This window comes from Streptomyces sp. NPDC050619 (genome assembly GCF_040654815.1).
Lineage (GTDB): Bacteria > Actinomycetota > Actinomycetes > Streptomycetales > Streptomycetaceae > Streptomyces.
In genome coordinates this window covers 172,858-199,265 of sequence record NZ_JBFAIR010000020.1, presented here as the reverse complement: position 1 = coordinate 199,265, position 26,408 = coordinate 172,858, and the positions used below count along the sequence as shown (strand labels likewise).

Genomic DNA, 26,408 nt, shown 5'->3' with positions numbered 1-26,408 from the left:
GTCAACCCATCCGTCAAAAGCGGTCATAGCATCACAAGACATGTGCACTGTGTGCAAGCACCGCATAAATTCGTGTTACGCCGTGTTGAGGGGCAAGTTGGCGCGCAAGACGCAGAAAAAGCCGCAGAAAAGCCCCCCGCCGTTTCCGGCGGAGGGCTGAAGCGGAGGGCTGAAAGACAGAGGGCCTCAGAACTCGTAGTCGGCGATCACCCAGGTGGCGAACTGGCCCCACAGCGCCACGCCCGCCTGGTGCTCCGGATGCTCCGCGTACCGCCGCAGCGCGGCCGCGTCGTCGAAGCTGGAGTTGATGGCGAAGTCGTAGGCGACGGGCCGGTCGCTCAGGTTCCAGCCGATTTCCCAGAAGCGGATCTCGGGGATCTTGGTGTCGAGGTCCCGGAAGGCCTCCTCGCCCTTCACCACGCGCGGGTCGTCGCGTTCGACGCCCTCGTTGAGCTTGAAGAGGACCAGATGGCGGATCATGAGTTCCCTCCGTGAGCGACCCAGGTCATGAAGTCACCGATGGACCTGGCGGCGTCCGATATGCCCTCGAACCCTATCTGGACGTAGTCGGCAGCCTTGCTCGGGTCCGTGATGATCACGTAGAGCGCGAAGACCACGAGCACGTAGACGGCGATCTTCTTCGAGTTCACCGCCATCGCGGCCTCCCCTGTCTCCCCTGTCACTGATGTCTGCAACGAGCGGTCATGATCGCACGAAAGGCCCCGTCTGACGACGGGGCCCATCTGAAGCGGTAGCGGAGGGATTTGAACCCTCGGTGACTTGCGCCACACTCGCTTTCGAGGCGAGCTCCTTCGGCCGCTCGGACACGCTACCGGGAGAGACCTTACAGCAAGGTGGGGCGTGCTTTGAAATCGGTATTCGGTACTCCGGGCCCCGTCAGCGGGTGCGGAAGAAGTCGGTGAGCAGCCGGGCGCACTCCTCGGCGAGTACGCCCTCGATCACTTCGGGGCGATGGTTGAGGCGCCGGTCGCGGACGACGTCCCAGAGGGAGCCGGCCGCGCCGGCCTTCTCGTCCCGGGCGCCGTAGACCACGCGGTCCACGCGGGACTGCACGAGGGCGCCCGCGCACATCGTGCAGGGTTCCAGCGTCACGACCAGCGTGCAGCCGGACAGCCGCCACTCGCCCAGCTCGGCGGCGCCGCGCCGGAGGGCGAGCATCTCCGCGTGGGCCGTCGGGTCGCCGGTGGCTTCGCGTTCGTTGTGTCCGGCCGCCAGCACCGTCGTACCGTCCGGGGACAGCAGGACGGCACCGACGGGGACGTCCCCGCCACGGCCGGCCTGCCCGGCCTCGGCCAGGGCGAGCCGCATGGCGGCCCGCCACCGGTCGCGTACCGGGTCCGGTGTCGTTCCTGCGGTCGGTGAGGTCAGCGGACGGTCTCCAGGACCTCCGAGGCGCCCAGGGACTCGGCGATCTCGGTGAGCGCGTCCGCCGACAGCGACTTCAGCTCCTTCTCGCCGACGCCGAGGTCGTCCAGGATCTCGGCGTCGCCGACCGGGCCGTGCGGTACGGCCTCGGCGGAGCCGCCGTCCTCGGCGTCGTCGTCCTCGTCCTCACCGTCCTCGGTGCCGTCGAGGTCGAGGGCGTCCAGGTCGGGCTCGTTGTCGCCGAGCTCCCTGCCGAGCAGTTCGGCGGTGAGCAGGATCTCGCCGTACGAGCTGCGGGCAGCGGCGGCGGCGTCCGAGACGTAGATGCGCGGGTCCTCCTCGCCGTCGACGCGGACGACGCCGAACCAGGCGTCCTCCTGCTCGATGAGCAACAGCACCGTGTCGTCCTCGGGCGAGGCCTCGCGTGCGAGGTCGGCCAGATCCGACAGGGTTTCCACATCGTCGAGCTCTGTGTCGCTCGCTTCCCACCCGTCTTCGGTGCGCGCGAGCAGTGCGGCGAAGTACACCGTGACTCTCCCACTGGTCATAGGCGTGCCGGTTGGGGGTCCCCCCGGCGGAGGTTGCGGGCGGCGAGAGCTGTGCTCCGAGCCCACCCACTCGGAATCGTGGCAGAAACAAGTCGCTCAGGGGACGTCTTCGGCTCCCTGTGTGTCCGGCTGCCGCCCATCTCGTGGCAGCCGAGGGCCCGTCGAGGTCTCACCAGCGCACCTGATGCCGCCAACAGCGGATCGTACGCGGCTTTTCCAGACGCCCACGCACGACCACCTGTCCAACGCCCGCGCGTCCCGTGATCTTCCCCCGCCGTGCCCCTTTTTCGGCGTGTCTCCGCGCTCGGCCGGCGCCAGAACGAGGGTGACCGGGCTTCACCAGCGGAACGTCCGCATGCGCATCGCGTGCCTGAGCCGGGCGGTCTTCGCGCGGCGCGGCTGGACCCGGTCGCGCAGTTCGCGGGCCTCGCTGAGCTCGCGCAGGAACTGGGCGCGCCGCCGCCGGCGCGCGGCGTCGGTCTCCCGCGCCGGCGAGTCCTCCCGGGCTTCACGATCAGGCAGATCAGGCAGATCAGGCAGATCAGGCAGGTCAGGCATAGGCACACCCTCCCGGTACGTCCCTCCCACTTTCCCCCGGATGGCCGGTTTGATGCCAGCGCGAGGGTCACCTGGGCCCCGTATCGCGCCCGGCTACTGTTAGGCCATGCGTCTCCATGTCGTCGACCACCCTCTGGTCGCTCACAAGCTCACCACGCTGCGCGACCGGCGCACCGACTCCGCGACCTTCCGCCGTCTGGCCGACGAGCTGGTCACCCTGCTCGCCTACGAGGCCACGCGCGACGTGCGCACCGAACAGGTCGACATCACCACGCCGGTCTCCTCGACCACCGGCGTCAAGCTGTCCCACCCGCGCCCCCTGGTGGTGCCGATCCTGCGCGCCGGCCTCGGCATGCTCGACGGCATGATGCGGCTGCTGCCGACAGCCGAGGTGGGCTTCCTGGGCATGGTCCGCAACGAGCAGACGCTGGAGGCGTCCACCTACGCCACGCGCATGCCGGAGGACCTCTCCGGCCGCCAGACGTACGTCCTCGACCCGATGCTCGCCACCGGCGGCACGCTGGTCGCGGCGATCCGCGAGCTGATCAAGCGCGGCGCCGACGACGTCACCGCCGTGGTGCTCCTCGCCGCCCCGGAGGGCGTGGAGATCATGGAGCGCGAGCTGGCGGGCACCCCGGTCACGGTGGTCACGGCCGCGGTCGACGACCACCTCAACGAGCACGGCTACATCGTGCCGGGACTGGGCGACGCGGGGGACCGGCTCTACGGGGCGGCCGAATAGGAGCGCGAGCCGTTGGTGGCGAGGCCGCGGATCCCGTACGACCGCTCAGCAGGTCTGCTTCGAGGAGGCGGGTGTCGGCTGGGGCTTGGCCAGTCGGGCCAGGGCCTTGTCGGCGTCCGCCTTCGTCGTGAGGTTCTTGAAGCGGTTGCCGAGGATGAGGTCGAGGTCGGTGCCCTTGCGGGCGGCGTCGGTGCGGCGCTCGGCTGTGGTGAGCTGGGTGGCGAGGACGGGCAGCGAGGTGTTCAGGGAGGACGCGGGGCCGAGCAGTATCCCGGCGCCGTCGACCTTCTTGTCGTACTCCTTGGTCGCGTTGCCCACGTCGCCGATCTTGAAGCCGCGCTTCTTGAGCTCGTCCGCGGTCGTCTTGGCGAGGCCGCTGCGGGGGGTGGCGTTGAGGACGTTGACGGTGATCTGGCCCGGCTTGACCGCGGCACCGGTACCGGTACCGGCACTCGCGGACGGGGTCGCCTTGGTGGGGCAGCCTGATTTGGGGCCGGCCGCCGTGGCCTTGTCGCCACCGGTGAAGACGTCGATGAGCTGCAGGGTGCCCCAGCCGACCACTCCGAGTGCGGCGACGGAGGCGACCAGCCCGACGGCGAGCCTGCCGCGCCGCCGGGGCCGGCGCATTCTCGGGTACTTGTTCCCCTTGATCCGGTACTGGCGGCCCATGCCTTGGGGAGTCAGCATGCTCATGAGCGCAGCGTAGTGCGCTCGGGCGACGATGCCTACTAGATGATCATTGGACACCGCGCAGGAGAACCCAAAAGGGCCAAGCCTTTACTGGACGGTCACATCGTCCCGTTCTCAGTCCGGTTTCTCAGTCCGGTTCTCAGACTCGGACTCAGTCCAGTTCGAGCACGCGCGCGTGCAGTACCTGTCGCTGCTGGAGCGCCGCGCGCACCGCTCGGTGGAGGCCGTCCTCCAGGTACAGGTCGCCCTGCCACTTCACGACGTGCGCGAACAGGTCGCCGTAGAAGGTGGAGTCCTCGGCGAGCAGGGTTTCCAGGTCGAGCTGGCCCTTGGTCGTCACGAGCTGATCGAGGCGGACCGGGCGCGGTGCGACGTCCGCCCACTGCCGGGTGCTTTCCCGGCCGTGGTCGGGGTACGGCCGGCCGTTTCCGATGCGCTTGAAGATCACACGGAAAGCCTACCGGCCCAGACGTTCCGGGCGCAGCCTCAGCGGTGGAGTGCGGCGCCGGAAAAGATATGGCAAAGCGGTGCGAAACGGGAAGCCGGTCTGAGAAACGGGGCTCTGGCAGGAGCGACAGAGCGACAGTGCCGGAGGCAATCGCACTTCAGTACGGCACGGCACGGCGGAGGCAGTAGCCGGATCTGGCCGGGTCCGCCTCCGCCGGTCGGATCAGCGGCCCCGTTCGTTCGGCGGCTGCTGCGGCTTCGGTTGCTTCACTTGCGGTTTCGGTGTGTTGCGTGCGGCCTCCGCGCGCACGAGGGCGCGCAGGACCGCGTACGGGTCAATGGGCATGGTCGTGTTCCTAGCGTCGTGCCGCATGGAGCGTTGTGCCGCTTGCGGCGTTGTGCTGAAGGGCCGGAGGGGGAGAGGCCGGCTCGGTCAGCAGCGCAGGACCACGGAGCGCAGGGTGTGCAGGGCGTACGGCGGGCTCGGCGGCGCGGGGAAGGGGTGGCACTCCGGGACGCGGGGCGCCGGCGCCGGGGCCGGGCGGGGTGTCCGGTCCGGGGGTGCGAGGGGACGCGGTGCGGGGCGGGCCGGTGGCCGCGGGGCCGTGTCGAGGACGTCGTACTCGGTGATCTCCGCGGTGGCGACGGGCGTCGCGGACTCCCCGGCGGGTATGGCCGGGACCAGCACGACGAGCAGCAGGACGAGGACACGCAGCCAGGCGCGGCTGCGCGGGTGGCTGTGTGCGGTGCTGCTCATGGGGGGTCACCTCCCCGTGACACGCTGGGCATTGAGCACACCGGGGGCGGGAACCGCCCGTTCGGCGGAGGGCTTCACGGAGGGCTGCACGGAGGGGTTCACAGGGTGCGCGGGACCTGCCGGGCCCGCCCCCGGATGCGGAGCGCGGTGACGATCTCGACGGCGCCGACCGCGACCAGCCAGATCCCGCCGAGCAGGGTGAGGACGGCGACCGACTCGAACGGCGAGTCGATCAGCACGATCCCGCCGGCGAAGGTGACGGCCCCGAGGAAGATCTGCCAGCCGCGTGCGGGCATGGACGGGTCCGAGGCGGCGGCCAGGGTCTGGGTGATCCCGCGGATCAGCCAGCCGATGCCGATCCACAGGGCGAGCAGCAGGACCGACCGCATGGGCCCGCGGAAGCAGAACAGGCCGAGCAGGACCGACAGGGCGCCGCTGAGGAAGGCGAGCACCCGCAGCGAGGTCGTCCGGTGCGTGCCGAAGGCGGCGACCAGTTGGAAGATCCCGCTGATCAGGAGGTAGACGCCGAAGAGGATGCCGGCCGCGAGCACGGAGGAGCCCGGCCAGGCCAGGACCAGGACTCCCAGGACCAGGGACGCGACGCCGGTGAGCAGGACGACCTGCCAGGCGGCGCGGGCCAGGGCGCTCAGGGGGCCCTCGAAGGGCGGTTCGGGCTCGTGGCCGGACACGGGGTGTCTGCTGTGGACCTTGCGGTCGTCGTACTCCGGGGCCCCGGGGGAGCCGGTCGGTGGCTCGGTCATGGTCCATGCTTGGACCCGAACGGGGCCTTACGCCAGCCGGGGCGGGCCGGTTGGCTTACGCCGGCTGGGGGCGGGCCGGTCGGCTCAAGCCTGTGTCAGGTCCCGGCGGTCTTCGCCGCCTTGGCCGCCTTGGCCGCCGCCTTCGTCTCCTGCTTGTGCGCCCGTACCTTGGCCAGCGACTCGGGGCCGGTGATGTCGGCGACGGAGCGGAACGACTTCACCTCACCGTAGGCGCCCGCGGCCTCGCGCCAGCCCGTGGGGCGTACGCCCAGTTGCTTGCCCAGCAGGGCGAGGAAGATCTGCGCCTTCTGCTTGCCGAAGCCGGGCAGTTCCTGGAGCCGCCTCAGCAGTTCCGGCCCGTCGGTCACACCCTTCCAGACCAGCTCGGCGTTCCCGTCGTAGTGCTCGACGAGGTACTGGCACAGCTGCTGGACGCGCTTCGCCATCGACCCCGGGTAGCGGTGCACGGCCGGCTTGTCGGAGAGCAGCGCGGCGAAGGACTCCGGGTCCCGCACGGCGATCTCGTGCGCGTCCAGGTCGTCGGCGCCGAGCCGGTCCGCGATCGTGCGGGGTCCCTTGAACGCCCACTCCATCGGAACCTGCTGGTCCAGCAGCATCCCGACCAGCGCGGCGAGCGGTGAGCGCCCGAGGAGTTCGTCGGCCTCGGGGTCCTGGGCGAGGTGAAGAGTGACGTCCATGACCCCGATCATGCCTCCGTGTGCGTCAGAGCTCCACGTGGGCGCCGCTGAGCGCCGCGCCGAAGTAGCCCTTGGTGTTGAGGAGGGTGATGCCCGCGCTCTTGCCGCACAGGTTGACCGAGCCGCTCAGGACGGGCCCGGCGGACGAGCCGCGGGCGATCCACACACAGCCGTCGCTGTTCTCGGTCGGTATCCCTACGATCGTCTCCAGTTTGCCGTCCTTGTTGAGGTCGGCGAGGTGGACGGCCGCGCCGAACTGGTCGCCGGTCTCGGCCGCGCCGGGCACGCCCGTCGTGTCCTGGTTGTATCCGGCCGCCTTGGTGGTGGTCAGGCCCGCGGCGGAGCCGCGCAGCAGGACCACGTTGCCCGCCGACGCGCGCGTGCCGATCGCCTCGCCGGGGGAGCCGACCAGGACGTCGGCGTATCCGTCGCCGTTCAGGTCACCGATGCTGAGGGACTGGCCGAACATGTCGCCGCCCTCGGCGGTGCCGGGCACGCCCGCCGTGTCCTGCTGGAAGACCTTCGGCTTCTGGTCGGCGGTGATGCCCTGGGCGCTGCCGTAGAGGACGTCGATCTCGCCGCCGAGGCGGGCCCAGCCGGCCGGGCCGCCGGACATGGAGTCGTCCGTCGAGACGCCGGTGACGAGGTCGCCGTAGCCGTCGCCGTTGATGTCGCCGATCACGCCGGCGTGGCCGTCGGCGTAGGGGAGTTCGGTGCGGTAGGAGGGCGGCGCCGGGTCGCCGTCGGTGACGCCCGGCTGGACGTACACCGGCCCGCGGAGGTCGCCGTCGGTGGGCCCGGGCAGCCAGAACTGCTCGGCGTCCCCGTCACCGTCGACGTCGCCCATCACCACGCCACGGGTCGCGCCGTAGAAGGACTCCCGGTCGGTGTACGCGGCCGTCCCGGTGCGGGTGAAGGGGCCCGTGTAGGAGGCGCCCTCGCAGCCCGAGCCGACGCCCAGATCGGGGGCGCCGTCGCCGTTCGTGTCGCCCGTGGCCAGGGACAGCCCGAAGCGGCAGTACGTCCTGCCGTCCCCGTATCCGGTGGGCGGGGCGATGCTCGTCCCGCTCTTCAGCCCGGTCGATCCGCCCCACACGACGGTCACCGAGCCCCGGGACTGATTGCTCCCGACGGCCTCGTCGGGCGTGCCGACGATCAGGTCCGCGTACCCGTCCCGGTCGAGGTCGGCGCTGGTGACCTCGGCACCGAAGCCGTCCCAGGCCTCGGGATCCCCGGGGATTCCCGTCGTCGCCTGGGTGATGACCGTCCGGCGCGTGGTGCTGACCGACGACGCCGACCCGTACAGGACGACGACCGCTCCGGCCTCCTCCACGCTCCCGTTGGCCGCGTGGGGTGCGCCGATCGCCAGGTCGCGGTAGCCGTCGCCGTTGAAGTCGTCCTGGACGGCGGCGGTGTTGGCGCCCTTGTAGGCGGTGGCGGCGGACGAGGTCATCGGCGTGAGCGTGACGCCGGCGACCGCGGCCAGCACGGTCGCCAGGACTGCTTTGCGCAACGGGACTCCTTGACTCAGGCAACGTCTCGAGCAACGTCTCGAGCAACGTCTCGAGCAACGGATGTCCCACACGACACGCACAGCTGGGCAAAAGTTGTGCGTGCTGACCGAATCTTTGCGCTGGGGTCCGACCTTTGTGCGCTGGGTTCCGGCTAGCTCGCCCGCCAGTACCCCAGCGCGTGCAACCGCTGCCTGGGAACGCCGAGTTCCGTGCCGGCCGCGGGATCCGGGTCGACCAGCGTGTACGCGCGCTGGTGCGGTTTGCCCGCGTTGTCGAACCAGAGCCGGACCCACATCGTGGGATGGACGCCGGTCGCCGCCAGCATCCCGCCGTCGCTCGCGTACGATTCCCCCTCTGTCCACTTAGGCAAGGCTAACCTAAAAATAGAAGGGGGCGCAGGGTGGTCACCGAGATCTACCGCGACGCCTGGGGGATACCCCACCTCCGCGCCGGCAGCGTGCGGGAACTCGCCCGCGCCCAGGGCCGGGTGACCGCCCGCGACCGTGCCTGGCAGCTGGAGGTCGAGCGGCACCGCGCGCGCGGCACCTCGGCCTCCTTCCTCGGCGCGGAGGCGCTGCCCTGGGACCGGTTCGCGAGACGGGCCCGCCTCGACGACACGGCCAGACGCTGCTTCACCGCCCTGGAGAGACGGGACCCGGAGACGGCCGACTGGGTCCGGGCGTATGTGGACGGGGTCAACGAGGGCCTGAAGGGTGCGGCCGCTCCGGAGTTCACCCGCGTCGGCCTCGCCCCCGGTCGCTGGGAGCCCTGGACCCCGCTCGCTGTCTGGCTCGCCACCCACATCCTCTTCGCCGGCTTCCCGGCCAAGCTCTGGCGGGAGCAGGCCGTCCGGCAGCTGGGTCCTCGGGCCGTCGGCCTGTTCGCCGTCGACGGGCCCGGCACTTCCGGCAGCAACGGCTGGCTGGTGAGCGGGGAACGGACGACCACCGGGCACGCCGTCATCGCCGGCGACCCGCACCGCTACATCGAGGACCCCGGCGTCTACCAGCAGATCCACCTCTCCTGCCCCGAGTTCGACGTGATCGGCCTCGCCGTCCCCGGCGTCCCCGGCATCGCGCACTTCGGCCACACCGGCACCGTCGCCTGGGCGATCACCAACGCCATGGCCGACTACCAGGACCTCTACCGGGAACGGCTGCGGCGCACCGGCGCCGGCGTCGAGGCCCTCGGCCCGGACGGGGTCTGGCGGCGCGCCGCCGGGCACACGGAGAGCGTCGAGGTCGCGGGCGAGGAGCCGGTCGAGGTCGAGGTGATCGAGACCGAGCGGGGTCCGGTGATCATCGGCGGGCCCGAAGGGCTCCCCGAGGGCTTGGACGACGGTGTCGTGGACGATGGTGTCCTGGATGGCAGTGGCCTGGACGGCGGTGTCCTGGATGGCAGTGTCCTGGGCGACGGTGTTCCGGCTGGCTCCGGCACCCCGCTCGCCGTCAGCCTCCGCTACCCGCCCCGCGTCACCGAGGATCTCGGCTTCGGCGCCCTGCTCCCCCTCCTGCGGGCCCGCCGGGTCGCCGACGTGGACCGCGCCTTCGACGCCTGGGCCGAACCCGTCAACGTCGTCCAGGCCGCCGACACCGAGGGCGGTCTGCTGCACCGCGTGGCGGGCCGCGTACCGCTGCGCTCCGAGGCCAACCGCATCCGGCTGGTGCCCGCCTGGGAGCCCGGCCACGACTGGCGCGGCTGGCACGAGATGCCGCGCGCCGGACTCACCGACGGCATCGCCGTGATGGCCAACCAGCGCGGACCGGCCACCCCGCTCGGCGTGGAGTTCGCCCCGCCCCACCGAGCCGACCGCATCACCGCCCTGCTGACGGAGAAGGACCGCTGGTCCCCCGCCGACCTGCCGCTGATCCACATGGACACCCAACTCCCCTCCTCCGTCCCCTTGTTGGACCGACTGGAGTCCCTGGACGACGACCTCTCCCCCGAGGCCGCCCGCGTACGGGACACCCTCCTGGGCTGGGACCGCCGCATGGACGCGTACAGCGCGGACGCCGCCCTGTACGCGGCGGTGCGCGGTGCCGTCGTACGCCATCTCGCCGCGCACCCGGCGTTCGCCGGGCTGACGGCTCCGCCCGCCTACCCGGAGGTCTTCCTCCCCTGGCTCGCCCTCGCCCCGCGCATCGGCTTCGCGCTCGAACACCTGCTGCGAGCCGAGGAGTTGTACGGCGTCGATCGTGCGGAGATCGTGCGGGCGGCCGTAGAGGAGGTGGCCGCTCGGCCGCCCGCGACGACGCCCGCGACGACGTGGGGCGGCAGCCATCGCCTCGCTCCCTGGCGGCCGGTGGCCCCGGGGACGCCGTATGCCGAACCGGGTCTGTCCGGTGATCACGACTGTGTGCTGTGCACCTCCGCCGTGCCCGGTGTGACCGATCTGAGCGCGCGGGGCCCGGCCGCCCGGTACGTATGGGACCTGGCCCGCCGCGAGGACAGCCTGTGGGTGGTGCCCTTCGGCGCCTCGGGGGTGCCCGGCTCGCCGCACCACCGTGATCAACTCCCGTTGTGGCTCAGGGGAGATCTCGTTCCGGTCGTCACCGACTGGGAGACGCTGGAGAAGGACACCGATGTCTGATGTCTGAGGTGTACGAGCAGGTCGTCGACGGTTTCGGCACCGTCCGCATCCTGTCCCTCGACGCGCACGCCGACGCCGAGGTGGTCCACGCCTGGGTGAGCGAGGAGCGGGCCTCCTTCTGGGGCATGAACGGCCTGACGAAGGAGCAAGTCGCCGAGATCTACGCGCACATGGCCACCCTCGACACCCACTCCGCCTTCCTGGTGGTGAAGGACGGCGCACCGGCCGGGCTCCTCCAGACCTACGAACCGGCGGCCGACCGCGTCAGCGAGTGCTACGCGGTGGAGCCGGGCGACATCGGCGTCCATCTGCTGCTGGCGCCCGCGGGACCGGGCGGTGAGCGGTCCGGCTGGTCGGCGGCGCTGCTGGCCGTTGTCACGTCGTATGTGCTGCTGGGCCTGGACCGCGGACGGGTCGTGGTCGATCCCGACGTGCGCAACGAGAAGGCGGTCGCCCGCTTTCTGAAGCAGGGGTTCGAGGCGGGCCCGGTGGTCATCCTGCCGGAAATCGACATTCCGGACGTGTACTTGCCGGAGAAGCGCGCCCGGCTGGCCTTCCTGCGCCGGACAGTAGCCTTTCCGGATGACGCCTGACGACCTGATCACCCACTACGGACTGGAGCCGATCCCGCGCGAGGGAGGGCTGTTCCGGCAGACCTGGGCAGGGCCCGGGCGGCCGGACGGGCGTCCGGAGGGTACGGCCATCGTGGCCCTGCTGACCTCGGACGACTTCTCCGCACTGCACCGCCTGCCCACCGACGAGATCTGGCACTTCTACGGAGGCGACCCGCTGGAACTCCTGCTCCTCGCCCCGGACGGGACGACGAGCACCGCCGTCCTGGGACCGGACGTACTCGGCGGCCAGCACGTCCAGCTGACCATCCCCGCCGGCACCTGGATGGGCGGGCGGGTCGTGGCGGGCGGGGAGTGGACCCTTTTCGGCTGCACCATGGCGCCCGGGTTCACCTTTGAGGGGTACGAACACGGGGACGCGGGGTGGCTCACGGCGCGTTACCCGGCGCAGGCCGACCGGATCGCGCGACTGTGCCGTTCATGAGACTGCTAGAAGGGCAAGTAGCCCTGGTCACCGGCGCGGGCGGGAGCATCGGACGGGGGATCGCGCTGCGGTTCGCCGAGGAGGGCGCGGCGGTGGCGGTGCACTGCCGTACGGCGATGGAGTCGGCGCGTGAAGTGGCGTCCCGTATCCAGGATTCGGGTCAGCGGGCCGTCGTACTCCAAGCGGATCTGACCGACGAGGAGGAGTGCCACCAGCTGGTTCGCGCCGCGGCCGAGTGGGGCGGCGGACGGCTGACGGCGCTGGTCAACAACGCGGGTGTGCAGCCGGTGCGGCAGCTGCCCGGGATGACGGCGGCGCAGTGGCGGGCGGTCGTGGACACCAACCTGGCGAGCGTGTTCGCGTGCACCCAGGCGGCGGCGGAGATCATGCGGGAGTCGGGCGGGGACGGCGAGGGCGGCGGGGGCTCGGTGACGCACATCGCGTCGATCGAGGGGAGCGCTCCGGCTCCGGGCCACGCGCACTACTCCGCCTCCAAGGCGGCCGTGGTGATGCACGCGCGGTCGGCGGCCCTGGAGTACGGCCCGTACGGCATCCGCGTCAACACCGTCTCGCCCGGGCTCATCGACCGGGAGGGGCTGGCCGAGGCCTGGCCGGAGGGGGTGCGGCGGTGGCATGGCGCGGCGCCGCTCGGCCGGCTGGGGCGGCCCAAGGACGTGGGCGACGCGTGCGCGTTCCTGGCCTCGCCGCTCGCCTCCTGGATCACCGGACATGACCTGGTCGTGGACGGAGGGGTGTCGGCGCGGCCGACGTGGTGAGCGTTCCGGCGTCCGCGTCCGTACCCATCGGGAAGGCGGCGAGTCCGAGACGGAGACGGCACGTGGGGTGTGACGGTGAGCTCAGCGCAGGTCGACGACGCCAGGGACGCCGGGGACACCGGGGACTTCGAGGACTTCGAGGGCTTCGGGGACCGCGGCGACCTTGGCGACCTTGGCGACCTTGGCGACTTCGGCACCGTCGGCGGCTTCAAAGGCTGGTGTTGCTGGCAACCGTGCTGGTCCTGTTCCTCCTCGGCGGCGCGGGATCCGCGTCGGCCCACGCGGCCCTCCGCGACACCGACCCCAAGGACGGAACCGTCCTCAAGTCGGCCCCCCGCGAGCTGACCCTCACCTTCACCGAGTCCGTCGGCCTGCTCGACGACTCCTTCCGCGTCCTGACCGCGGACGGCCGGCGGCTGGAGACGGGCGAGGCGCGGCACGCGGACGACCGTTCCGACACGGCCCGGGTGACCCTGCCCGAGCACCTCGACGAGGGCACCTATGTGGTGGCCTGGCGGGTCGTGTCCGCCGACAGCCACCCGGTCGCGGGTGCCTTCACCTTCTCCGTCGGCAAAGCCTCCCCGACGACCGCGATGGTGGACACGGGACCCGACGAGGACCCCGCCACGGCCGGCCTCTACAAGATCGCCCGCTACCTCGCGTACCTGGCCGCCGCCCTGCTCATCGGAACGGCGGTCTTCGTCACGGTCTGCCGCCCGCGGGCCGCCGGTCTTCTCCGCAGGCCCCTGTGGGCAGGCTGGTGGACCCTGCTGGCGGCCACGCTCGCCCTGCTGGTGCTGCGCGCCCCGTACGAATCGGGCGCGGGCCCGGCGGCGGCCTTCGACGCCTCGTCCTTCGCCCACACCCTGACGACCCGCCCGGGCGCGGTCCTGCTGGCCCGTCTGGCACTGCTCCCGGTCGTGGCCCTCTTCCTCGTACGACTGCTGCGGCACACGTCCTGGTCGCGCGCGCGGCTCACCGCGGGTGCCGCGCTCACCGTGGGCCTGGCGCTGACCTGGGCCGCCGCCGAGCACGCGTCCGCCGGGATCCAGGTACCGGTGGCGATGACCTCGTCGGCGCTGCACGTGCTGGCGATGGCGGTGTGGCTGGGCGGCCTCACGGCCCTCCTCACCACGCTGTACAGCCGCTCGTCGGCCATCGACGCCGACTCCGTCACCCGCTTCTCCCGACTGGCCTTCACCTCCGTGACCGTCCTCGTCATCACCGGCGTCTACCAGTCCTGGCGCGGCCTCGGCACCTGGAACGCCTTCACCGACACGTCGTACGGCCGCCTCCTGGTCGTCAAACTGGCCGCGGTGGTGCTGCTGTTGGGGGCGGCGGGGGTTTCGCGGCGGTGGACGGGGCGGTTGGCGGCGTCTGCGGCTACGACAGAAGCCGAGGCCGAGGCGGTCGTACGGGAGCGGGTGCCGGAGACGGTGGGGGCACACTCGGGACCGGAGGGAGACGGGTCGGCGTCCCTGTCCCTGTCGGCCCCTGTCGCTCCGTCGGACGCTGCTGCCGCCGACGACAACGACCCCCGTCGCCGTGGCCTGCGCCGCTCCGTGCTGGCCGAAGTCGGCGTCGGGGTCGCCGTGCTGGTGATCAGTACGGTCCTGTCGGGCACGCTGCCCGGCCGGGCGGCCGCCGAGGCGGAGCAGTCGGCGCCGGCTGCCGGGCCGGCCGTCGCGTCGGTCAGCACCATCCCCTTCGACGTCGGCACGCCGGGTGGCTACGGCAAGGTACAGATCACCCTCGACCCGGGCCGCATCGGCGACAACTCGGTCGAGGCCGTGGTCTACGGCCCCGACGGCGGCCTGTCCTCCGTCCCGGAACTCCGCCTCTCCTTCGTACTCCCCGCCCAGGACCTCGGCCCGATCGACGCCAAGCTGACCGACCAGGGCGGCTACTGGGCGTCGAACTCGCTCAACCTGCCCATCGCGGGCGACTGGACCATGAAGGCGACGGTCAGGATCTCGGAGATCGACCAGGTGACGGAGTCGAAGAAGGTGCGGATCACGGGCTGAACAACGGGGACCCGCTGCCGGGTCGCTAGGGGCGTCTCAGGGTTGAGGACACGGCGGCTGAACGTCAGGAGACGGTTGCGGGGGCCCGGTGCGTGATCCCGTCCGTGCACCGGACCCCGTTGGGGTCTCCGTGCCGGTGCTCAGTTACACGTGCACTCCGTAGGCGTTGAGAGCCTCGGTGACCGGCTGGAAGAACGTCAGGCTGGGCGGGTTGGCGCAGTTGCCGCTGCCGCCGGAGGTGAGGCCCAGCGCTCGGCTGCCGGCGTAGAGAGGGCCGCCGCTGTCGCCCGGCTCGGCGCAGATATTGGTGCGGATCATGCCGTTCACCACGCCGTCCGGATAGCGCACACTCCAGTTCGTGCCGGTGACCCGGCCGCAGTGGGTGCCGGTGGTGGAGCCGCGGCGGCAGGCGAACTGGCCGCGTTGGGCGTCGCCGGCGCTGGTGATGGCCTGGTCGCCGACGGTGCCGGGCGGGACGGGCTGGCCCGGGTCGTAGGCCACGAGGCCGTAGTCGTTGTCGGGGTAGCTGGAGCCGGCGGTGGTGCCGATGTGTGTGACGAACGGGTCCGAGTACCAGTCGGTACCTTTGGTGCAGTGGCCGGCGGTGAGGAAGTAGTGGTTTCCGGCGCCGTCCTGGGTGTTGAAGCCCAGCGAGCAGCGGAACCTGCCGTCGGTGTCGCTGCTGTAGACGGCGTCCCCTCCGGAGAGGTACTTGGTGAGCTTGCCCGGCAGGCGCCCGATGTGCAGCGCGCCGGCGTTGGCGCCCGCGCCCCGCTTGATGGCAGCGATCGCGGCGGTGGACACGGTGCTGTCGGCGGCGAGCAGCACCCTGTTGGACCTGTCGTCCACGCTCCAGGCGGTGCCGACCACATCGGCGCGCGCGACCGCCTTCCCGACCGCGGCGAGCTGCGCGGTGCTGTACGTGGTGGTCGGGCTGGGGTCGACGGTGCCCGCATGGGCCGCGGCCCCGGCAAGGGCCGTCGCCGCCAGGGCGGTCAGCCCGGACGCCAGGGCGATCAGGCGGGTACGTCGTCTCACGCCGCGGGGTGTCGGGCGTCCGATCCTCATACGGGCCTCCAGGAAGGGCCGGCCGCACGCCACGGGACGGGAACGGCCGCTCGATGATCTCTTCCGGACGCTAACCGCGCCCCAAAGCCCGGGCGACCCGGGCACCGCGTAAGGGTGACGGCCCGACAGGTGAACGTTGGCACCGCTCGCTCCGCCCGTACGTACTGCTGTAGGGGGCTCGCTCACGCCTGCCCGTAAAGACGTGCCAGGTCGACGAGTTGGATGCTCGGCGAGGTCTCGGCGGCGGCGTGTGCCTTGTCGTTGAACCCTGCGCCGCTGAAACACAGCAAGCGAGTACGTGTGGTGTCATAGCGGCCGGCCTGGGCGATGAGCTCACGGATGTGTGTGAGGCGTTCGATGTGGGCGACCCCCATGGTGTCGTTCCACTTGGCCTCGCCGATGGCCAGCAACGGCGGTTTGGCGTGTCCGTCAGCGATGCCGACGACGGCCACGTCGACCTCGTTGCCGGTGCGGGCTTTGGGGTCGTGGACCACTCCGTGGCCGACATGGGCGGGCAGGCCACCGAGTAGATCAGGGTCGGCATGATGCAGGGTCCAGTCGCGGCAGACCTGCTCGAAGTGGGGACCGAGGACGTTGCTGACGAAGCGGCGGCGGCTGGCCTGCCAGACCCGGGCAGCGCTGCCGGGTCGCTCCAGCTGGTCCCATACCGGGCGCATGATGGCGTGGTAGAAACCGATCAGGGGTTCGGCGATGCGGTAGGTGGGGCGGTTGTCGCGGAAGGCGTCGGCGTCCCGGTGCAGCAGACCGGCGTCCTCGAGGACATTGATGGGATGTGCGATGTCGGTGGCCTTGCGCTCCAGATAGCCGGCCATGCCTCCGCGCGTGGCGTTGCCGTCGGCGACGGCCGCCAGGACGGAGAGGTACAGGGCGGTGTCGCGCAGGTCCGGTTCCTCGGCCAACAGGTACCGAGCCTCGCGAAAGAGGGGCGTCTCAGGGTTGAGGACCGTACGTACGACCCAGTCGTCGAAGTCCTCCGGACCGGCTGGGCTGTCGCCTCGGGCGAACTCGCGCCGATAGGCGGGAGTACCGCCGACGATCGAGTTGACCCGCAGGGCAAGACGGGGGTCCGTGATGTTCCAGAACTCGGCGGCGAGACGGTGGTCGAGGGGGCGTACGACAAGTTCCAGTCCCGCCCTGCCGCGCAGTGGGGCGTTGCCTGACAGCAGTCGGCCCATGAAGGACAAGGCCGACCCGCACAACAGCAACCGAGTCCGGGAGCCGGTTCGCTGGTCACGTAGAGGGCGCAGGGCTTCCTGGATGATCGAGGGCAGCTCCGGGTTGGCCTTGGCGAGGTAGGGAAACTCGTCGATCACGACGGGGACCGGCCGCTCGACGCCGAGGGCGAGCAGTGCGTCGACCGCCTCCGACCAGTTGGCGAAGTGGAACGGGCTGGCAGGGCGGACGTGGGCAGTCAGTGCGCTGCTGATCCGCCGTAGCGACTCGGCGTCGGCGGCCTCGGTCGCACCGAAGTAGAACCCGCCGGCGGCTCGGCAGGCGGCGTCAAGCAGGAACGTCTTGCCCTGGCGGCGACGTCCGGAGACCACTCCGAGAGTCGCGCCCGGCTGCGGATCCGCGATGAACCGGCTCAGCGCCGACCACTCATAGTCCCGGTCGAACATCTCGGCAGGCTTGTCCACACCTTGTCCCCGAAGATAGAAGTACAGTTCAGTAAACTGTACCGCTAGTTTTCACGCCTGCTGGGCGAGCAAGCGCCTCCCGCCACTCGGAGGGCGAGGCCGTCGTGGCACGCACTGGGCCGCAAGTGCACATCAGGGTCGCGTCGTGAACTTAATGCATAAGATGAATGAAATCCGATTGGTCGGGACATTTCGTAGATCGGTGCCGATATTGTTCAATTTGGTTGACGATTCCCCCGTCAGCACTAAGATGATCATCGCCAGTGGGAATTCACTCAGGGAGGGCACATGCGCAAGAGGCGCATAACGACAGTCATTGCTGCCGCAGTGGGAGCTTTTACGCTTCTTTCCACTCAGGCGTCTGCCATTACCTGGGAGAAGGACTTCGCCACCGGGCTAAGTCCATCCTCCAGCGGGACGGCCGTCTGGTCCACCAGCCCCTATGAGGACGCCAGCGCGGCGTTCCAGAAGAATGGCGACTGGTTCTTCGTCGCCGACAACAGAGCCGACGGCAACTCCGCTGTCGCCGAATGGCGCCTCTATAACACGAGTGGCACGCTCGTGCGGGGTGGATATGTCTGGATGAACTTGGGGGCCGGTGAGTCCCGGTGGAAGAACAAGGACTTCACAGAAGGTTACAACCTGAGGTTCCGGGCATGCCGGGGGCATTCCGACGGTACCTATCTGGAACATTGCGACAGCTGGGTGTCTACAACAGCCTGACAGGTTCCAGTCGATCCACCGACGCTGAAAAGGGCCCGACGTGAAACGTCGGGCCCTTTCTTCTGCGCCGATCGGGGACCGGTCCCGAGGGACTCCCCCCATGCTGGGCCGCGTCGTTGGCGGGCGGACAGCGGTCGGAGGAGTGCCATGGTCCGGTTGGAGGTGCCGTCGTGGCTCGAGGACGCGGTGGACCGGGAGCTGTACCGGCACAACGCGTTCCGGATCAGCGGGCTGGCGGTGACGGCGACGCCGCGTGTGGTGCGGCGCCGGGTCTCCGAGGTTCGCGCGGCCGAGGCGCTGGGGGCCGAGCAGGCCGGGGGTCCGGCGGCGGGGGAAGCGCGGTGGCTGCCGCCGGACCCGCTGCCCGACCACATCGCCGTACGGGAGGCGCTGCGGCGGCTGGAGGATCCGGTACGGCGGGTGGTGGACGAGTTCTTCTGGTTCTGGCCGTTGCCGGAGAGCGACGGGGCACCCGGGTTGACGCAGGCTCGGAAGGCGTGGGTTCGGCTGGCCGGGTCCGCGCCCGGGTCCGCGTCCGGGTCCCGTTCCCGTACCGACGCCTCGGGTACCGGCGCCTCGCGTACCGCCGTCGCCCCGGGCGCCCGCAGCATCGCGGTGCACAACCTCGCCGTCCTCCACCACGCCGAGGCGCTGGAGGCCAAGACGTTCTACGGAGCCGACGGGCTGCGGACGCTGTGGGAGCGGGCCTACCGGTACTGGCGCCTGGTGCTGGACGACGACGGCTGCTGGCGCCGGCTGGACGAGCGCATCCGCGTCCTCGACGACCCCCGGCTGCGCATGGTGGACGGCACCGCCCTGCGGGAGGCCCTGCCCGTGGTGCTGCTGGACCTGCACGCGCGGCTCGCGGTGGACGCGGCCCGGCGCCAGGGGGGCGAGGACACCGCCCGGCAGCACGTGTCGCTGATGCGGGGCTTCGTGGCGGACGGCGGCGGACTGGACGCCGGCGTGGTGGACGCCGCCCTGCGCCGGGGCACCGAGCCGCTCGCCACCGCCGTCCGGCACCGGACGGAGGCCATACCCGGCCCCGGCGCGGATCCGGCGACGCTGGACCGGGCCGCCGACTCCCTGCTGGCCGAGACGAAGAGCGACATCCGGGTGCTGCGTGCCGTACTGGGCAAGGAGCACCGCGTGGCGGCCGACGTGGCCGACGAGGTGGCGACCGCGGTCAACGCCTGCGCGGTGGCCTGCGCGAACGGCCTGGCCCCGGACCCGGACAAGTCCACCGCCCGCGATCCCCGCGTCAGCCGGGCCGCCGCGCACCTGCGGTCGGCGCGCGGGCTTGCCGTGAGCGGGCACGTACGCAGCCTGATCGACCAGAACCTCGTCGTGCTGGTGAGCAACGACATCCTCCTGGACTGCAAGGAGGCCGTGGACGGCGGTCAGCCTGCGTGGGGGCGCGCCGCGAAGCGGGTGTCCCGGCCGGACACCGCCGCACAGCGGGCGTCCCGGCTGCTGGACACCGTCGAACCGCGCCTGCGTGAGCTGCGGAAGCTGCGTCCGCACGCCCCCGAGACCGACCAGGTCCACGACGCGGTGGCCATGGCGGCCTGCCGGCTGCTCACCGAGTACTTCAACACCACCCACGACATCGACAAGGCCCTCGCCGGCTACCGCAGAGTGCTGCCGCTCGCCGTGAGCGAGGAGGGCCGGTCGGTGATCCGGCAGAACATCGACACGCTCACCCGGGCGGCGGACGACCGGTCCTCGCTCGGCACCCGGGCGCCAACCGGCCGGTCCTCGCTCGATCCGGTACCGGCGGTCGCCGGAACCCCGGGCCAGTGCTTCCGGTGCGGCCGGTCCGTGGGCCCGTCCGAGCTGCTGGCCGTCACCTCGGTCGGCCACCCGGACGCCGGGAGGATCGGGATCCCCTGCTGCACCGGCTGCCGGTCCGGGGCCCAGGACCTGCTGGACCGGGCCGGGCTCTCACCGGACCTGGACCCGCCGGTGTGGACCGGGTACCGGCGGCCCTCCTCGTACCGAGAGGCGCCTCGCCGATCACATGCCGACGGGCGACGGGCGGACGCGACGTTCGCGCTCGTTCTCGCGCTCATAGGGGCTGCTCTGCTCGCCGCCTGTCTGCTCGTGGGCCGCGAGACCACCACCGGAAAGGTGCTGGGCGGCGGCGCCGTCCTGGCCGGCTGGTTCCTCATGATCGGCCTCTTCGATCTATGGACCGACAGGGAGTAGTCATCTGATGCCATCCACCCCACCCGGCGCCGGGACGACCCCCACCCCCGCGCCCTCTCAACTCACCGCCCCCGTCCCCCTGGAGGCCGACGCCCTCGTCGAGCTCGCCACGGCCGTGTGGCGGCTGCGCAACAAGGCCGAGGCGGCCGACGGCACCTCCGCCGGGGTGCGCCGCCACATCGAGGCCGTCGTCGACGCCCTCGCCGAGAGCGGCGTACAGACCCGGTCGTACGAGGGCACCGTCTTCGATCCCGGGCTGCGGATGCGGGTCCTGGCCTACCAGCCGATGCCCGGCCTGGAACGCGACGAGGTCGTGGAGACGATCCGGCCCGCCGTGTACCTGCGCGGCACGCCCCTCGCGCTCGGCGAGGTCATCGTGGGCACGCCGCCGGAAGAGCCGGAGAAGCCGGAAGAGTCCGAAACGTCAGGGGGAGCGGCACAGTGAGCGGGACCACCATCGACAGCACCACCATCGACAGGACCACCATCGACATCGGGATCGACCTCGGCACCACCAACAGCGCGGTCGCCGTACTGCGCGGCGTGCAGACCGAGGTGATCAAGAACAACGACGGCGACGAGACGACCCCGTCGGCGATCTGGATCGATCGCCGGGAGCGGCTCTTCGTGGGGCGCCCGGCCCGGGAGCGGTGCGAGCGCGACCCGGACAACACCTGCGTCGAGTTCAAACTGCGCATGGGCACGGCCGGCCAGGACAAGCACTTCCCCGCCGCCGGCCGCACCCTGACGCCCGAGCAGCTGTCCGCCGAGGTGCTCTCCGCGCTGCGGGCCGACGTCGCGGCCCGGCTGGAGGAGGAGGTCCGCGCGGCGGTGATCACCGTGCCGGCCGCGTTCGACCTGAACGCCTGCGACGCCACCCGGCGCGCGGCAGGCCTCGCGGGCCTGGAGTTCACCCGGCTGCTCCAGGAGCCCGCGGCCGCCGCTCACGCGTACGGCTTCCAGGCCACCGACGAGAACGCGATGTGGCTGGTGTACGACTTCGGCGGGGGGACGTTCGACGCGGCCGTGATCCGGCTGCGGGACGGGGAGTTCTCCGTCGTCGGCCACTGCGGCGACAACTTTCTGGGCGGAAAGCTCGTCGACTGGCGGATCGTGGAGGAACTGCTGATCCCGGCCGCCGTCCGCCAGGTCCCGCAGCTGGCCGACCTGGCCCGGGGCAACCCGCGCTGGCGGGCCGCCGTCGCCACCCTGAAGCAGGCCGCCGAGACCGCGAAGATCCGGCTGTCGCGCGCGCACGCCGCCGACATCGACGTAGAACTGGTCGACGACACCGGCGGCCGGTACGAGTTCTTCCACGAGCTGCGCCGCGCCGACCTGGAACGCCTCGCCGATCCCTTCGTCACCCGGTCGGTCAACCTGTGCCGCACGGCGCTCGACGAACTCGGCGCGGGACCCGGCGACATCGAGAAGGTGATCATGGTGGGCGGGCAGACCGCCATGCCCTTCCTGCGCGAGCGCCTGGCCGACCCGCGCCACGGCCTCGGCATCCCGCTGGACTTCACGCACGACCCGATGACCGTCGTGGCCCGCGGCGCCGCGATCTTCGCCGGTGCCCAGCCGCTCCCCGAGGACTGGACCGCGCCCGCGGCGGAGCCGGGCGCCTTCACGCTGCGCTGCGAGTACCCACGGGTCAGTCCCGACCTGGACCCGGTGGTGGTCGGCCGGGTGACCGCCGCGGACGGCACAGCCGCCTTGGGAATGTCCCTGGAACTGCTCAACGAGGCGTCCGACCCGCCCTGGCACAGCGGCCGCATCGCCCTGGCCACACGCGGCGAGTTCACCAGCACCCTGCGCGCCGAGCCCGGCCGGCGCAACACGTTCACCGTCGTCCTCACGGACGCCACCGGGACCCGGCAGCGCCTCACCCCCGACCAACTCACCTACACTGTCGGCGCCGTCGAGACCGAGCCCATGCTCACCCACGCCCTCGGCGTCGGCCTCGCCGACAACCAGGTGCGCCCGCTCGTCGAACGCGGCGCCCGGCTGCCGGTACGGCGCACAGCGCCGCTGCGCACCACCGTCACCGTCGAGCGGGGCGCGAGCGGCGGACTGATCCGCATCCCCGTCCTGGAGGGCGAACGCCCCCGAGCCGACCGCAACCGGACCATCGGCCGCATCGAGGTCGGCACCGACCGGGTGAGCCGGACCGTGCCGGCCGGCAGCGAGGTGCGGCTCACCGTCGAGATCGACGCCTCCCGGCTGGTGAAGGTCAGCGCCTTCGTGCCCCTGCTGGACGAGGCGTTCGAGACCACCGTCAACCTGGTCGGCGCACCCGCCGTCGACCACGCCGAACTGCTGCCGGCCGCGGACGCGGAGCGGGCCAGGCTCGCCGAACTGCGCGCCCGCTGCGGCTCGCTGGGCAGCCCTCTCGCCGAGCTGCTGCTGAAACGCGTGGACGACGAAGACCTGCTCGCCGAGCTCGACCGGGCGGTGGAGGCGGCCCGGCACGCCCCGGACGAGGCGGCCCGCGCCGCCAAGTGCCTGCTCGACCTGCGGCTCGCCCTGGACGCCGTGGACGACGAACTGGCCTGGCCCGAACTCGTCCGCGGGGCCGAGTCGTTGCTGACCGAGGTCCGCGACCTGGTCGCCGCGCACGGCAGCCCCTCCGACCGGGAGGACCTGCCGGTCTACGAGCGCGACATCGCCGACGCCGTGGAGTCCCGCGACGCCGACCTGCTGCGCCGCCGCACCGAGCGACTGCGCGAACACGCCCTGCGCGTCCTGGACCGCGCCGGGGTGCTCCAGCCGCTGGTCTTCGACGACCTGGCCCGCTACCGCGACCGGATGCGCCACCGGACCAGGGCCGACCGTCTCATCCGCGACGGCGAACGCGCCCGGGACGCGGGCGAGCAGGAACGGCTGCGCTCCATCAACATCGAGCTCCAGTCCCTGCTGCCCGAGCCCCCGCCGCCGCCGGACCTGGCGAGCACGGTGCGGGCGACCTGAGAGCAACTCCTGGGATTCTTCGCCCATTCCTGTATGACGGTTTCCCTGCATCACGGTTTCCCTGCATCACGGTTTCCCTGCATCACGGTTTCCCTGTATTACGGTTTCCCTGTATTACGGTTCTGGAATGGGCAGGGCCTGGCTGGGGGAGAGTCGTTGAACGCTCGGATTCTGGTCGCGGAAGATGACGAGAAACAGTCTCGACTGATTCGGATTTATCTGGAACGCGAAGGAAACGCGGTGCAGGTCGTGGCCGACGGCCGTGCCGCGCTGGAACGGGCCCGTTCGTCGAACCCGGATCTCATCGTTCTCGATGTGATGCTGCCCTTGGTCGACGGACTGGACGTGTGCCGCATCCTGCGTACCGAATCGGACGTTCCGATTCTGCTGCTCACCGCGCGCTCGACCGAGGAGGACATGCTTCTCGGCCTCGACCTCGGCGCCGACGACTACCTCACCAAGCCGTACAGCCCCCGGGAACTGACCGCACGGGTACGGGCGTTGCTGCGCCGGTCCAAGAAGGGCGGCGGCGCGGCGGAGCCCGCGGTGGTGCGGGTGGGCGAGGTGGAGCTGGACACCGCGCGCTTCGAAGTCCGGGTGGCGGGGCGGTCGGTGGTGCTGACCGCGAAGGAGTTCGCCGTCCTGGAGACGCTGGCCCGGGAACCGGGCCGGGTCTTCACCCGGGCGCAGATCATCGAGCGCGTCTTCGGTTTCGACCAGGACGTGCTGGAGCGGACCGTCGACGCGCACGTGATGAACCTTCGACGGAAGCTGGAGGCGGACGGGAAGCGGCCCCACCACCTGGAGACGGTGTACGGGCGGGGCTACCGCCTCGCGGACGGCGGCGGCTCGGCCTCCTCCTGACGGTTGACCCCCTCCTGACTTCCCGAAGCCGCGGACACCGCGGACACCGCGGACACCGCGGACACCGCGGACGCCGCGGACAGGGTGATCGTGAACGTCGTGCCCACCCCGACTGTGCTGCGCACGTCGACCGTCCCGTCGTGGTCGGTGACGATCTGACGGGCGATGGACAGCCCCAGTCCACTGCCGCCGGTCGCCCGGCCCCGTGCCGGATCCGCCCGCCAGAAACGGTCGAAGAGGTGCGGCAGGTCCTGGGCCCGTATCCCCTTGCCGGTGTCCCGGACCTCCACGATGGCCTGCTCGCCGCGCGGGATCAGAGCCAGGGTCACGGTGCCACCGGCCGCCGTGGCGCGCAGCGCGTTGCCGACGAGATTGCCGACGACCTGGCGCAGCCGGTCCGGGTCGGCACTCACGTACACCGGGCACGGCGCCTCCAGCTCCAGGGCGACGCCCGCCGTACCGGCCTGGGCGCGATGGGCGGTGCGGCCGGCGTCGAGCAGTTCGCGCAGGTCGACCTCGACGCGGTGGTAGGTGAGCTCCCCGGCCTCGGCCAGGGCCAGGTCCTGGAGATCGTCCACGATCCGTTGCTGGAGCAGCGCCTCGTCGTGGAGGGAGGCGAGCAGTTCCGGCGTCGGCTCGACGATCCCGTCCCGCAGCGCCTCCAGATAGCCGCGCAGGTTGGCCAGCGGGGTGCGCAGCTCGTGCGCGATGTCCCCGGTGAGGCGGCGCTGGCGCTCCTCGCCGGACTGGATGGAGTCGGCCATGCGGTTGAAGGCGCCCCCGAGTTGTGCGATCTCGTCCCGCCCGGAGACGGGGACGCGCCGCCCCAGATCGCCCTCGCCGAGCCCCTTGGCGGCGAGCGTCATGGCCCGGACCGGGCGCAGGACCGTCCGGCTCAGGAGCAGCGCGCCGAGGACGGCGGCGAGGGCGACGGCGACCGCGACCGCGACGGTGGGTGCGGCGGCGAGGCTGGGCGGGGACTCGTTCTGGTAGCCGAGGTGGATTTCGAGGCGGGGTGGGGCGAAGGAGGCGGTCCGCTCGTTGAAGACCCGCTGGAGGCAGGGGGTGAGGGGCGGTGCGGACTCGCAGGCGCGGAGCGCGTCGAGGTCCTGTGGGGTATGCGGGTCGGCCCCGCGAGGCGGCTGTGCGCAGTGCGTGCGCCGGCCGTCCGTGCCGATCAGCGGGATGCCCAGGTTGTCCCTCCGGGCCGTCACCTCGGCGCCCGCCCGGGTCAGACAGGCCGCGTACGCCGCCGAGGAGCGGTAGTTGGCGATCGCGGTGGCCGCCAGCTTGACCGAGAGCCGGGGCGTCTGTCCCCCGGGGAACCGCAGGACGGGCCGCGCGTCGACCAGGACCGGGGGCCCGCTGTTCAGCGGGCGGGGCTCGCGGCCCGCGAGGGCGTCGGAGTCGGCGAGCAGGGGGCCGGTCTCGGTCACCACCCGGATGCGCTGCCCGGTGTCCTTGGCGAGTTCGCCCACGGTCGGTGAGAGCCCGGCCCAGGTGCCGTGCGCGAATCCGTACGCGCGGAGTTCGCCGGTGATCCGGGAGACCTCCTGCTGTCCGGCGCTGACGGTCTCCTGGACCTGACGGTTCGCCTGACGCAGGGTGAGCCAGGCGGTGGCGGCGGTGGCGGTCAGGGCGACCAGCATGAGCAGGCCCAGGACCCGCAGCCGGAAGCTCATCGCGTTTCCCCTTCGGTCGGATTTCCCAAGTACAGCCAAAGTACGGCCATTGGACCGGTAGGTCACAGGAATGGCCGATTCCCCCCTCGGGTCTCTTTTGGACTCTTAGGCACGGAAATTCGCCAGTTACGACGGAATGCTGTCTTCAGTACTGGCGCCCGATGAAAGTACTCACTGCTCTCGCATCCCGACGGATGCAGCGGCAGCACCATCCGCTCCGGTGCCTCCCGGTACCGGGGTCGTACTGCTGACGAACGAGACACTGGGGGTACATCTTGAAACGTCGACTCGCAGCCATCATCCCCGCCGTCGCCATGGCGGCCCTGGCCGTCCCGATGGTCACGGCCACCTCGGCCTCCGCGCACGCGTCCTGTGGGACGTCGGCCCCGGACAGCGACAGCTCGGCCTGGGGCTACTACGCCAACGGTGCCAACGAGCGCACCGGCTCGAGCACCAGCTGCACGAGCAGAGGCATCGCCTACAACAACGACAGGCTCGACTACCACTGCTACACCGCGGGCAACGACGGCTACACCTGGACGTACCTGCACAACGTCACGGACAACGTGTACGGCTGGGTGCGTGACGACCTGCTGAGCAACGGCGGCAGCTACGTCTACTGCGGCTTCTAGCCGCACCGCGGAACCGCCGGCCGAGCCGGCGCAACAGCACACCAGGGGCGGTCTCTTAC

Annotated in this window: 28 protein-coding genes, 1 tRNA gene and 1 pseudogene; 12 read left to right on the top strand and 18 right to left on the bottom strand. The window is 71.3% G+C overall.

The window, feature by feature from the left end; genetic code table 11:
- Positions 1–186: 186 nt before the first annotated feature.
- The 6 genes from AB0I77_RS30415 to AB0I77_RS30390 form a co-directional block, all read right to left on the bottom strand.
- Positions 187–480 (bottom strand): Dabb family protein, encoded by a 294-nt coding sequence (locus AB0I77_RS30415; RefSeq protein ID WP_363285923.1) that lies wholly within the window; start codon positions 478–480, stop codon positions 187–189.
- A complete protein-coding gene (locus tag AB0I77_RS30410) occupies positions 477–656 on the bottom strand; it encodes a hypothetical protein (protein WP_363285922.1) in 180 nt (59 codons plus the stop codon). Before AB0I77_RS30410 ends, AB0I77_RS30415 begins: the two co-directional genes overlap by 4 nt.
- A 93-nt stretch (positions 657–749) precedes the next feature.
- Positions 750–834 (bottom strand) — tRNA-Ser (locus AB0I77_RS30405).
- A gap of 63 nt (positions 835–897) precedes the next feature.
- Positions 898–1,329, bottom strand: coding sequence for a tRNA adenosine(34) deaminase TadA (gene tadA, locus AB0I77_RS30400; RefSeq protein WP_363285921.1), 432 nt, complete (start codon positions 1,327–1,329; stop codon positions 898–900).
- 56 nt (positions 1,330–1,385) lie between these two features.
- Complete coding sequence (locus tag AB0I77_RS30395) at positions 1,386–1,913, bottom strand: hypothetical protein (protein ID WP_363285941.1); 528 nt, start codon at positions 1,911–1,913, stop codon at positions 1,386–1,388.
- Between the two features lie 357 nt (positions 1,914–2,270).
- A complete protein-coding gene (locus AB0I77_RS30390) occupies positions 2,271–2,492 on the bottom strand; it encodes a hypothetical protein (protein ID WP_363285920.1) in 222 nt (73 codons plus the stop codon).
- 106 nt (positions 2,493–2,598) lie between these two features.
- Between AB0I77_RS30390 and upp the strand changes: the two genes are divergently transcribed.
- Complete coding sequence (gene upp, locus AB0I77_RS30385) at positions 2,599–3,234, top strand: uracil phosphoribosyltransferase (protein WP_363285919.1); 636 nt, start codon at positions 2,599–2,601, stop codon at positions 3,232–3,234.
- 45 nt (positions 3,235–3,279) lie between these two features.
- Here the strand turns inward: upp and AB0I77_RS30380 are convergent, their stop codons facing one another.
- The 8 genes and pseudogenes from AB0I77_RS30380 to AB0I77_RS30345 all read right to left on the bottom strand — a co-directional run.
- Positions 3,280–3,927 (bottom strand): LytR C-terminal domain-containing protein, encoded by a 648-nt coding sequence (locus tag AB0I77_RS30380; protein WP_363285918.1) that lies wholly within the window; start codon positions 3,925–3,927, stop codon positions 3,280–3,282.
- 148 nt (positions 3,928–4,075) lie between these two features.
- Positions 4,076–4,372 carry a type II toxin-antitoxin system VapB family antitoxin gene (locus AB0I77_RS30375; RefSeq protein ID WP_003999914.1) on the bottom strand — a complete coding sequence of 99 codons (297 nt, stop codon included), beginning with the start codon at positions 4,370–4,372 and terminating at the stop codon, positions 4,076–4,078.
- Positions 4,373–4,594: 222 nt separating this feature from the next.
- A complete protein-coding gene (locus tag AB0I77_RS30370) occupies positions 4,595–4,717 on the bottom strand; it encodes a hypothetical protein (RefSeq protein ID WP_363285917.1) in 123 nt (40 codons plus the stop codon).
- A gap of 87 nt (positions 4,718–4,804) precedes the next feature.
- Positions 4,805–5,128 (bottom strand): hypothetical protein, encoded by a 324-nt coding sequence (locus tag AB0I77_RS30365; RefSeq protein WP_363285916.1) that lies wholly within the window; start codon positions 5,126–5,128, stop codon positions 4,805–4,807.
- 98 nt (positions 5,129–5,226) lie between these two features.
- Complete coding sequence (locus tag AB0I77_RS30360; RefSeq protein WP_363285915.1) at positions 5,227–5,889, bottom strand: HdeD family acid-resistance protein; 663 nt, start codon at positions 5,887–5,889, stop codon at positions 5,227–5,229.
- Between the two features lie 95 nt (positions 5,890–5,984).
- On the bottom strand, positions 5,985–6,587 hold the full coding sequence (locus AB0I77_RS30355) for an HhH-GPD-type base excision DNA repair protein (RefSeq protein ID WP_363285914.1): 603 nt from the start codon (positions 6,585–6,587) through the stop codon (positions 5,985–5,987).
- A gap of 25 nt (positions 6,588–6,612) precedes the next feature.
- Positions 6,613–8,100 carry a hypothetical protein gene (locus AB0I77_RS30350; protein WP_363285913.1) on the bottom strand — a complete coding sequence of 496 codons (1,488 nt, stop codon included), beginning with the start codon at positions 8,098–8,100 and terminating at the stop codon, positions 6,613–6,615.
- A gap of 209 nt (positions 8,101–8,309) precedes the next feature.
- Positions 8,310–8,438: pseudogene (locus AB0I77_RS30345) on the bottom strand (siderophore-interacting protein); the annotation flags it as partial.
- Between the two features lie 63 nt (positions 8,439–8,501).
- Here AB0I77_RS30345 and AB0I77_RS30340 point away from each other — a divergent pair.
- From AB0I77_RS30340 to AB0I77_RS30325, 4 genes are read left to right on the top strand one after another with little or no spacing between them, the layout of a single operon-like run.
- On the top strand, positions 8,502–10,691 hold the full coding sequence (locus AB0I77_RS30340; protein WP_363285912.1) for a penicillin acylase family protein: 2,190 nt from the start codon (positions 8,502–8,504) through the stop codon (positions 10,689–10,691).
- A complete protein-coding gene (locus AB0I77_RS30335) occupies positions 10,691–11,284 on the top strand; it encodes a GNAT family N-acetyltransferase (protein WP_363285911.1) in 594 nt (197 codons plus the stop codon). The genes AB0I77_RS30340 and AB0I77_RS30335 overlap by 1 nt, the downstream gene beginning before the upstream one ends.
- The gene (locus tag AB0I77_RS30330) at positions 11,274–11,747 is read left to right on the top strand and encodes a cupin domain-containing protein (protein ID WP_363285910.1); all 474 of its coding nucleotides are present in this window, start codon (positions 11,274–11,276) and stop codon (positions 11,745–11,747) included. Before AB0I77_RS30335 ends, AB0I77_RS30330 begins: the two co-directional genes overlap by 11 nt.
- Complete coding sequence (locus AB0I77_RS30325; RefSeq protein ID WP_363285909.1) at positions 11,744–12,523, top strand: SDR family NAD(P)-dependent oxidoreductase; 780 nt, start codon at positions 11,744–11,746, stop codon at positions 12,521–12,523. The genes AB0I77_RS30330 and AB0I77_RS30325 overlap by 4 nt, the downstream gene beginning before the upstream one ends.
- 81 nt (positions 12,524–12,604) lie before the next feature.
- Here AB0I77_RS30325 and AB0I77_RS30320 read toward each other — a convergent pair whose 3' ends face one another.
- Positions 12,605–12,754 carry a hypothetical protein gene (locus tag AB0I77_RS30320; protein WP_363285908.1) on the bottom strand — a complete coding sequence of 50 codons (150 nt, stop codon included), beginning with the start codon at positions 12,752–12,754 and terminating at the stop codon, positions 12,605–12,607.
- Here AB0I77_RS30320 and AB0I77_RS30315 point away from each other — a divergent pair.
- Positions 12,742–14,547, top strand: coding sequence for a copper resistance protein CopC (locus tag AB0I77_RS30315; RefSeq protein ID WP_363285907.1), 1,806 nt, complete (start codon positions 12,742–12,744; stop codon positions 14,545–14,547). The two genes, AB0I77_RS30320 and AB0I77_RS30315, sit on opposite strands and share 13 nt — an antisense overlap.
- A 144-nt stretch (positions 14,548–14,691) precedes the next feature.
- On the opposite strand, the gene AB0I77_RS30310 is transcribed toward AB0I77_RS30315, so the two are convergent.
- Positions 14,692–15,615 (bottom strand): S1 family peptidase, encoded by a 924-nt coding sequence (locus tag AB0I77_RS30310; protein ID WP_363285906.1) that lies wholly within the window; start codon positions 15,613–15,615, stop codon positions 14,692–14,694.
- 182 nt (positions 15,616–15,797) lie between these two features.
- Entirely contained in the window at positions 15,798–17,273 is a 1,476-nt protein-coding gene (locus AB0I77_RS30305) for an ATP-binding protein (RefSeq protein ID WP_363285905.1), read from the bottom strand.
- A 288-nt stretch (positions 17,274–17,561) separates the two neighbouring features.
- Here AB0I77_RS30305 and AB0I77_RS30300 point away from each other — a divergent pair, with 288 nt between their 5' ends.
- The 5 genes from AB0I77_RS30300 (at position 17,562) to AB0I77_RS30280 (ending at position 24,035) form a co-directional block, all read left to right on the top strand.
- Positions 17,562–17,996 (top strand): hypothetical protein, encoded by a 435-nt coding sequence (locus AB0I77_RS30300; protein ID WP_363285904.1) that lies wholly within the window; start codon positions 17,562–17,564, stop codon positions 17,994–17,996.
- 147 nt (positions 17,997–18,143) lie between these two features.
- Complete coding sequence (locus tag AB0I77_RS30295; protein ID WP_363285903.1) at positions 18,144–20,204, top strand: hypothetical protein; 2,061 nt, start codon at positions 18,144–18,146, stop codon at positions 20,202–20,204.
- 7 nt (positions 20,205–20,211) lie between these two features.
- Positions 20,212–20,649, top strand: coding sequence for a hypothetical protein (locus AB0I77_RS30290; RefSeq protein WP_363285902.1), 438 nt, complete (start codon positions 20,212–20,214; stop codon positions 20,647–20,649).
- Positions 20,646–23,171 (top strand): Hsp70 family protein, encoded by a 2,526-nt coding sequence (locus tag AB0I77_RS30285; RefSeq protein WP_363285901.1) that lies wholly within the window; start codon positions 20,646–20,648, stop codon positions 23,169–23,171. Before AB0I77_RS30290 ends, AB0I77_RS30285 begins: the two co-directional genes overlap by 4 nt.
- A 156-nt stretch (positions 23,172–23,327) precedes the next feature.
- Entirely contained in the window at positions 23,328–24,035 is a 708-nt protein-coding gene (locus tag AB0I77_RS30280; RefSeq protein ID WP_363285900.1) for a response regulator transcription factor, read from the top strand.
- On the opposite strand, the gene AB0I77_RS30275 is transcribed toward AB0I77_RS30280, so the two are convergent.
- Positions 23,996–25,717, bottom strand: coding sequence for an ATP-binding protein (locus tag AB0I77_RS30275; protein WP_363285899.1), 1,722 nt, complete (start codon positions 25,715–25,717; stop codon positions 23,996–23,998). The genes AB0I77_RS30280 and AB0I77_RS30275 overlap by 40 nt on opposite strands.
- Positions 25,718–25,992: 275 nt before the next feature.
- On the opposite strand from AB0I77_RS30275, the gene AB0I77_RS30270 reads away from it, so the two are divergent.
- On the top strand, positions 25,993–26,349 hold the full coding sequence (locus tag AB0I77_RS30270; protein WP_363285898.1) for an SH3 domain-containing protein: 357 nt from the start codon (positions 25,993–25,995) through the stop codon (positions 26,347–26,349).
- Positions 26,350–26,408 lie beyond the last annotated feature (59 nt).

Coding starts and splice junctions, on each gene's coding strand:
- upp (WP_363285919.1), top strand. CDS start 2,599: ATGCGTCTCCATGTCGTCGACCACCCTCTGGTCGCTCACAAGCTCACC.
- AB0I77_RS30335 (WP_363285911.1), top strand. CDS start 10,691: ATGTCTGAGGTGTACGAGCAGGTCGTCGACGGTTTCGGCACCGTCCGC.
- AB0I77_RS30410 (WP_363285922.1), bottom strand. CDS start 656: ATGGCGGTGAACTCGAAGAAGATCGCCGTCTACGTGCTCGTGGTCTTC.
- AB0I77_RS30415 (WP_363285923.1), bottom strand. CDS start 480: ATGATCCGCCATCTGGTCCTCTTCAAGCTCAACGAGGGCGTCGAACGC.
- AB0I77_RS30330 (WP_363285910.1), top strand. CDS start 11,274: ATGACGCCTGACGACCTGATCACCCACTACGGACTGGAGCCGATCCCG.
- AB0I77_RS30325 (WP_363285909.1), top strand. CDS start 11,744: ATGAGACTGCTAGAAGGGCAAGTAGCCCTGGTCACCGGCGCGGGCGGG.
- AB0I77_RS30295 (WP_363285903.1), top strand. CDS start 18,144: ATGGTCCGGTTGGAGGTGCCGTCGTGGCTCGAGGACGCGGTGGACCGG.
- AB0I77_RS30355 (WP_363285914.1), bottom strand. CDS start 6,587: ATGGACGTCACTCTTCACCTCGCCCAGGACCCCGAGGCCGACGAACTC.
- AB0I77_RS30310 (WP_363285906.1), bottom strand. CDS start 15,615: ATGAGGATCGGACGCCCGACACCCCGCGGCGTGAGACGACGTACCCGC.
- AB0I77_RS30370 (WP_363285917.1), bottom strand. CDS start 4,717: ATGCCCATTGACCCGTACGCGGTCCTGCGCGCCCTCGTGCGCGCGGAG.
- tadA (WP_363285921.1), bottom strand. CDS start 1,329: ATGCGGCTCGCCCTGGCCGAGGCCGGGCAGGCCGGCCGTGGCGGGGAC.
- AB0I77_RS30290 (WP_363285902.1), top strand. CDS start 20,212: ATGCCATCCACCCCACCCGGCGCCGGGACGACCCCCACCCCCGCGCCC.
- AB0I77_RS30380 (WP_363285918.1), bottom strand. CDS start 3,927: ATGAGCATGCTGACTCCCCAAGGCATGGGCCGCCAGTACCGGATCAAG.
- AB0I77_RS30300 (WP_363285904.1), top strand. CDS start 17,562: ATGCGCAAGAGGCGCATAACGACAGTCATTGCTGCCGCAGTGGGAGCT.
- AB0I77_RS30365 (WP_363285916.1), bottom strand. CDS start 5,128: ATGAGCAGCACCGCACACAGCCACCCGCGCAGCCGCGCCTGGCTGCGT.
- AB0I77_RS30390 (WP_363285920.1), bottom strand. CDS start 2,492: ATGCCTGACCTGCCTGATCTGCCTGATCTGCCTGATCTGCCTGATCGT.
- AB0I77_RS30360 (WP_363285915.1), bottom strand. CDS start 5,889: ATGACCGAGCCACCGACCGGCTCCCCCGGGGCCCCGGAGTACGACGAC.
- AB0I77_RS30275 (WP_363285899.1), bottom strand. CDS start 25,717: ATGAGCTTCCGGCTGCGGGTCCTGGGCCTGCTCATGCTGGTCGCCCTG.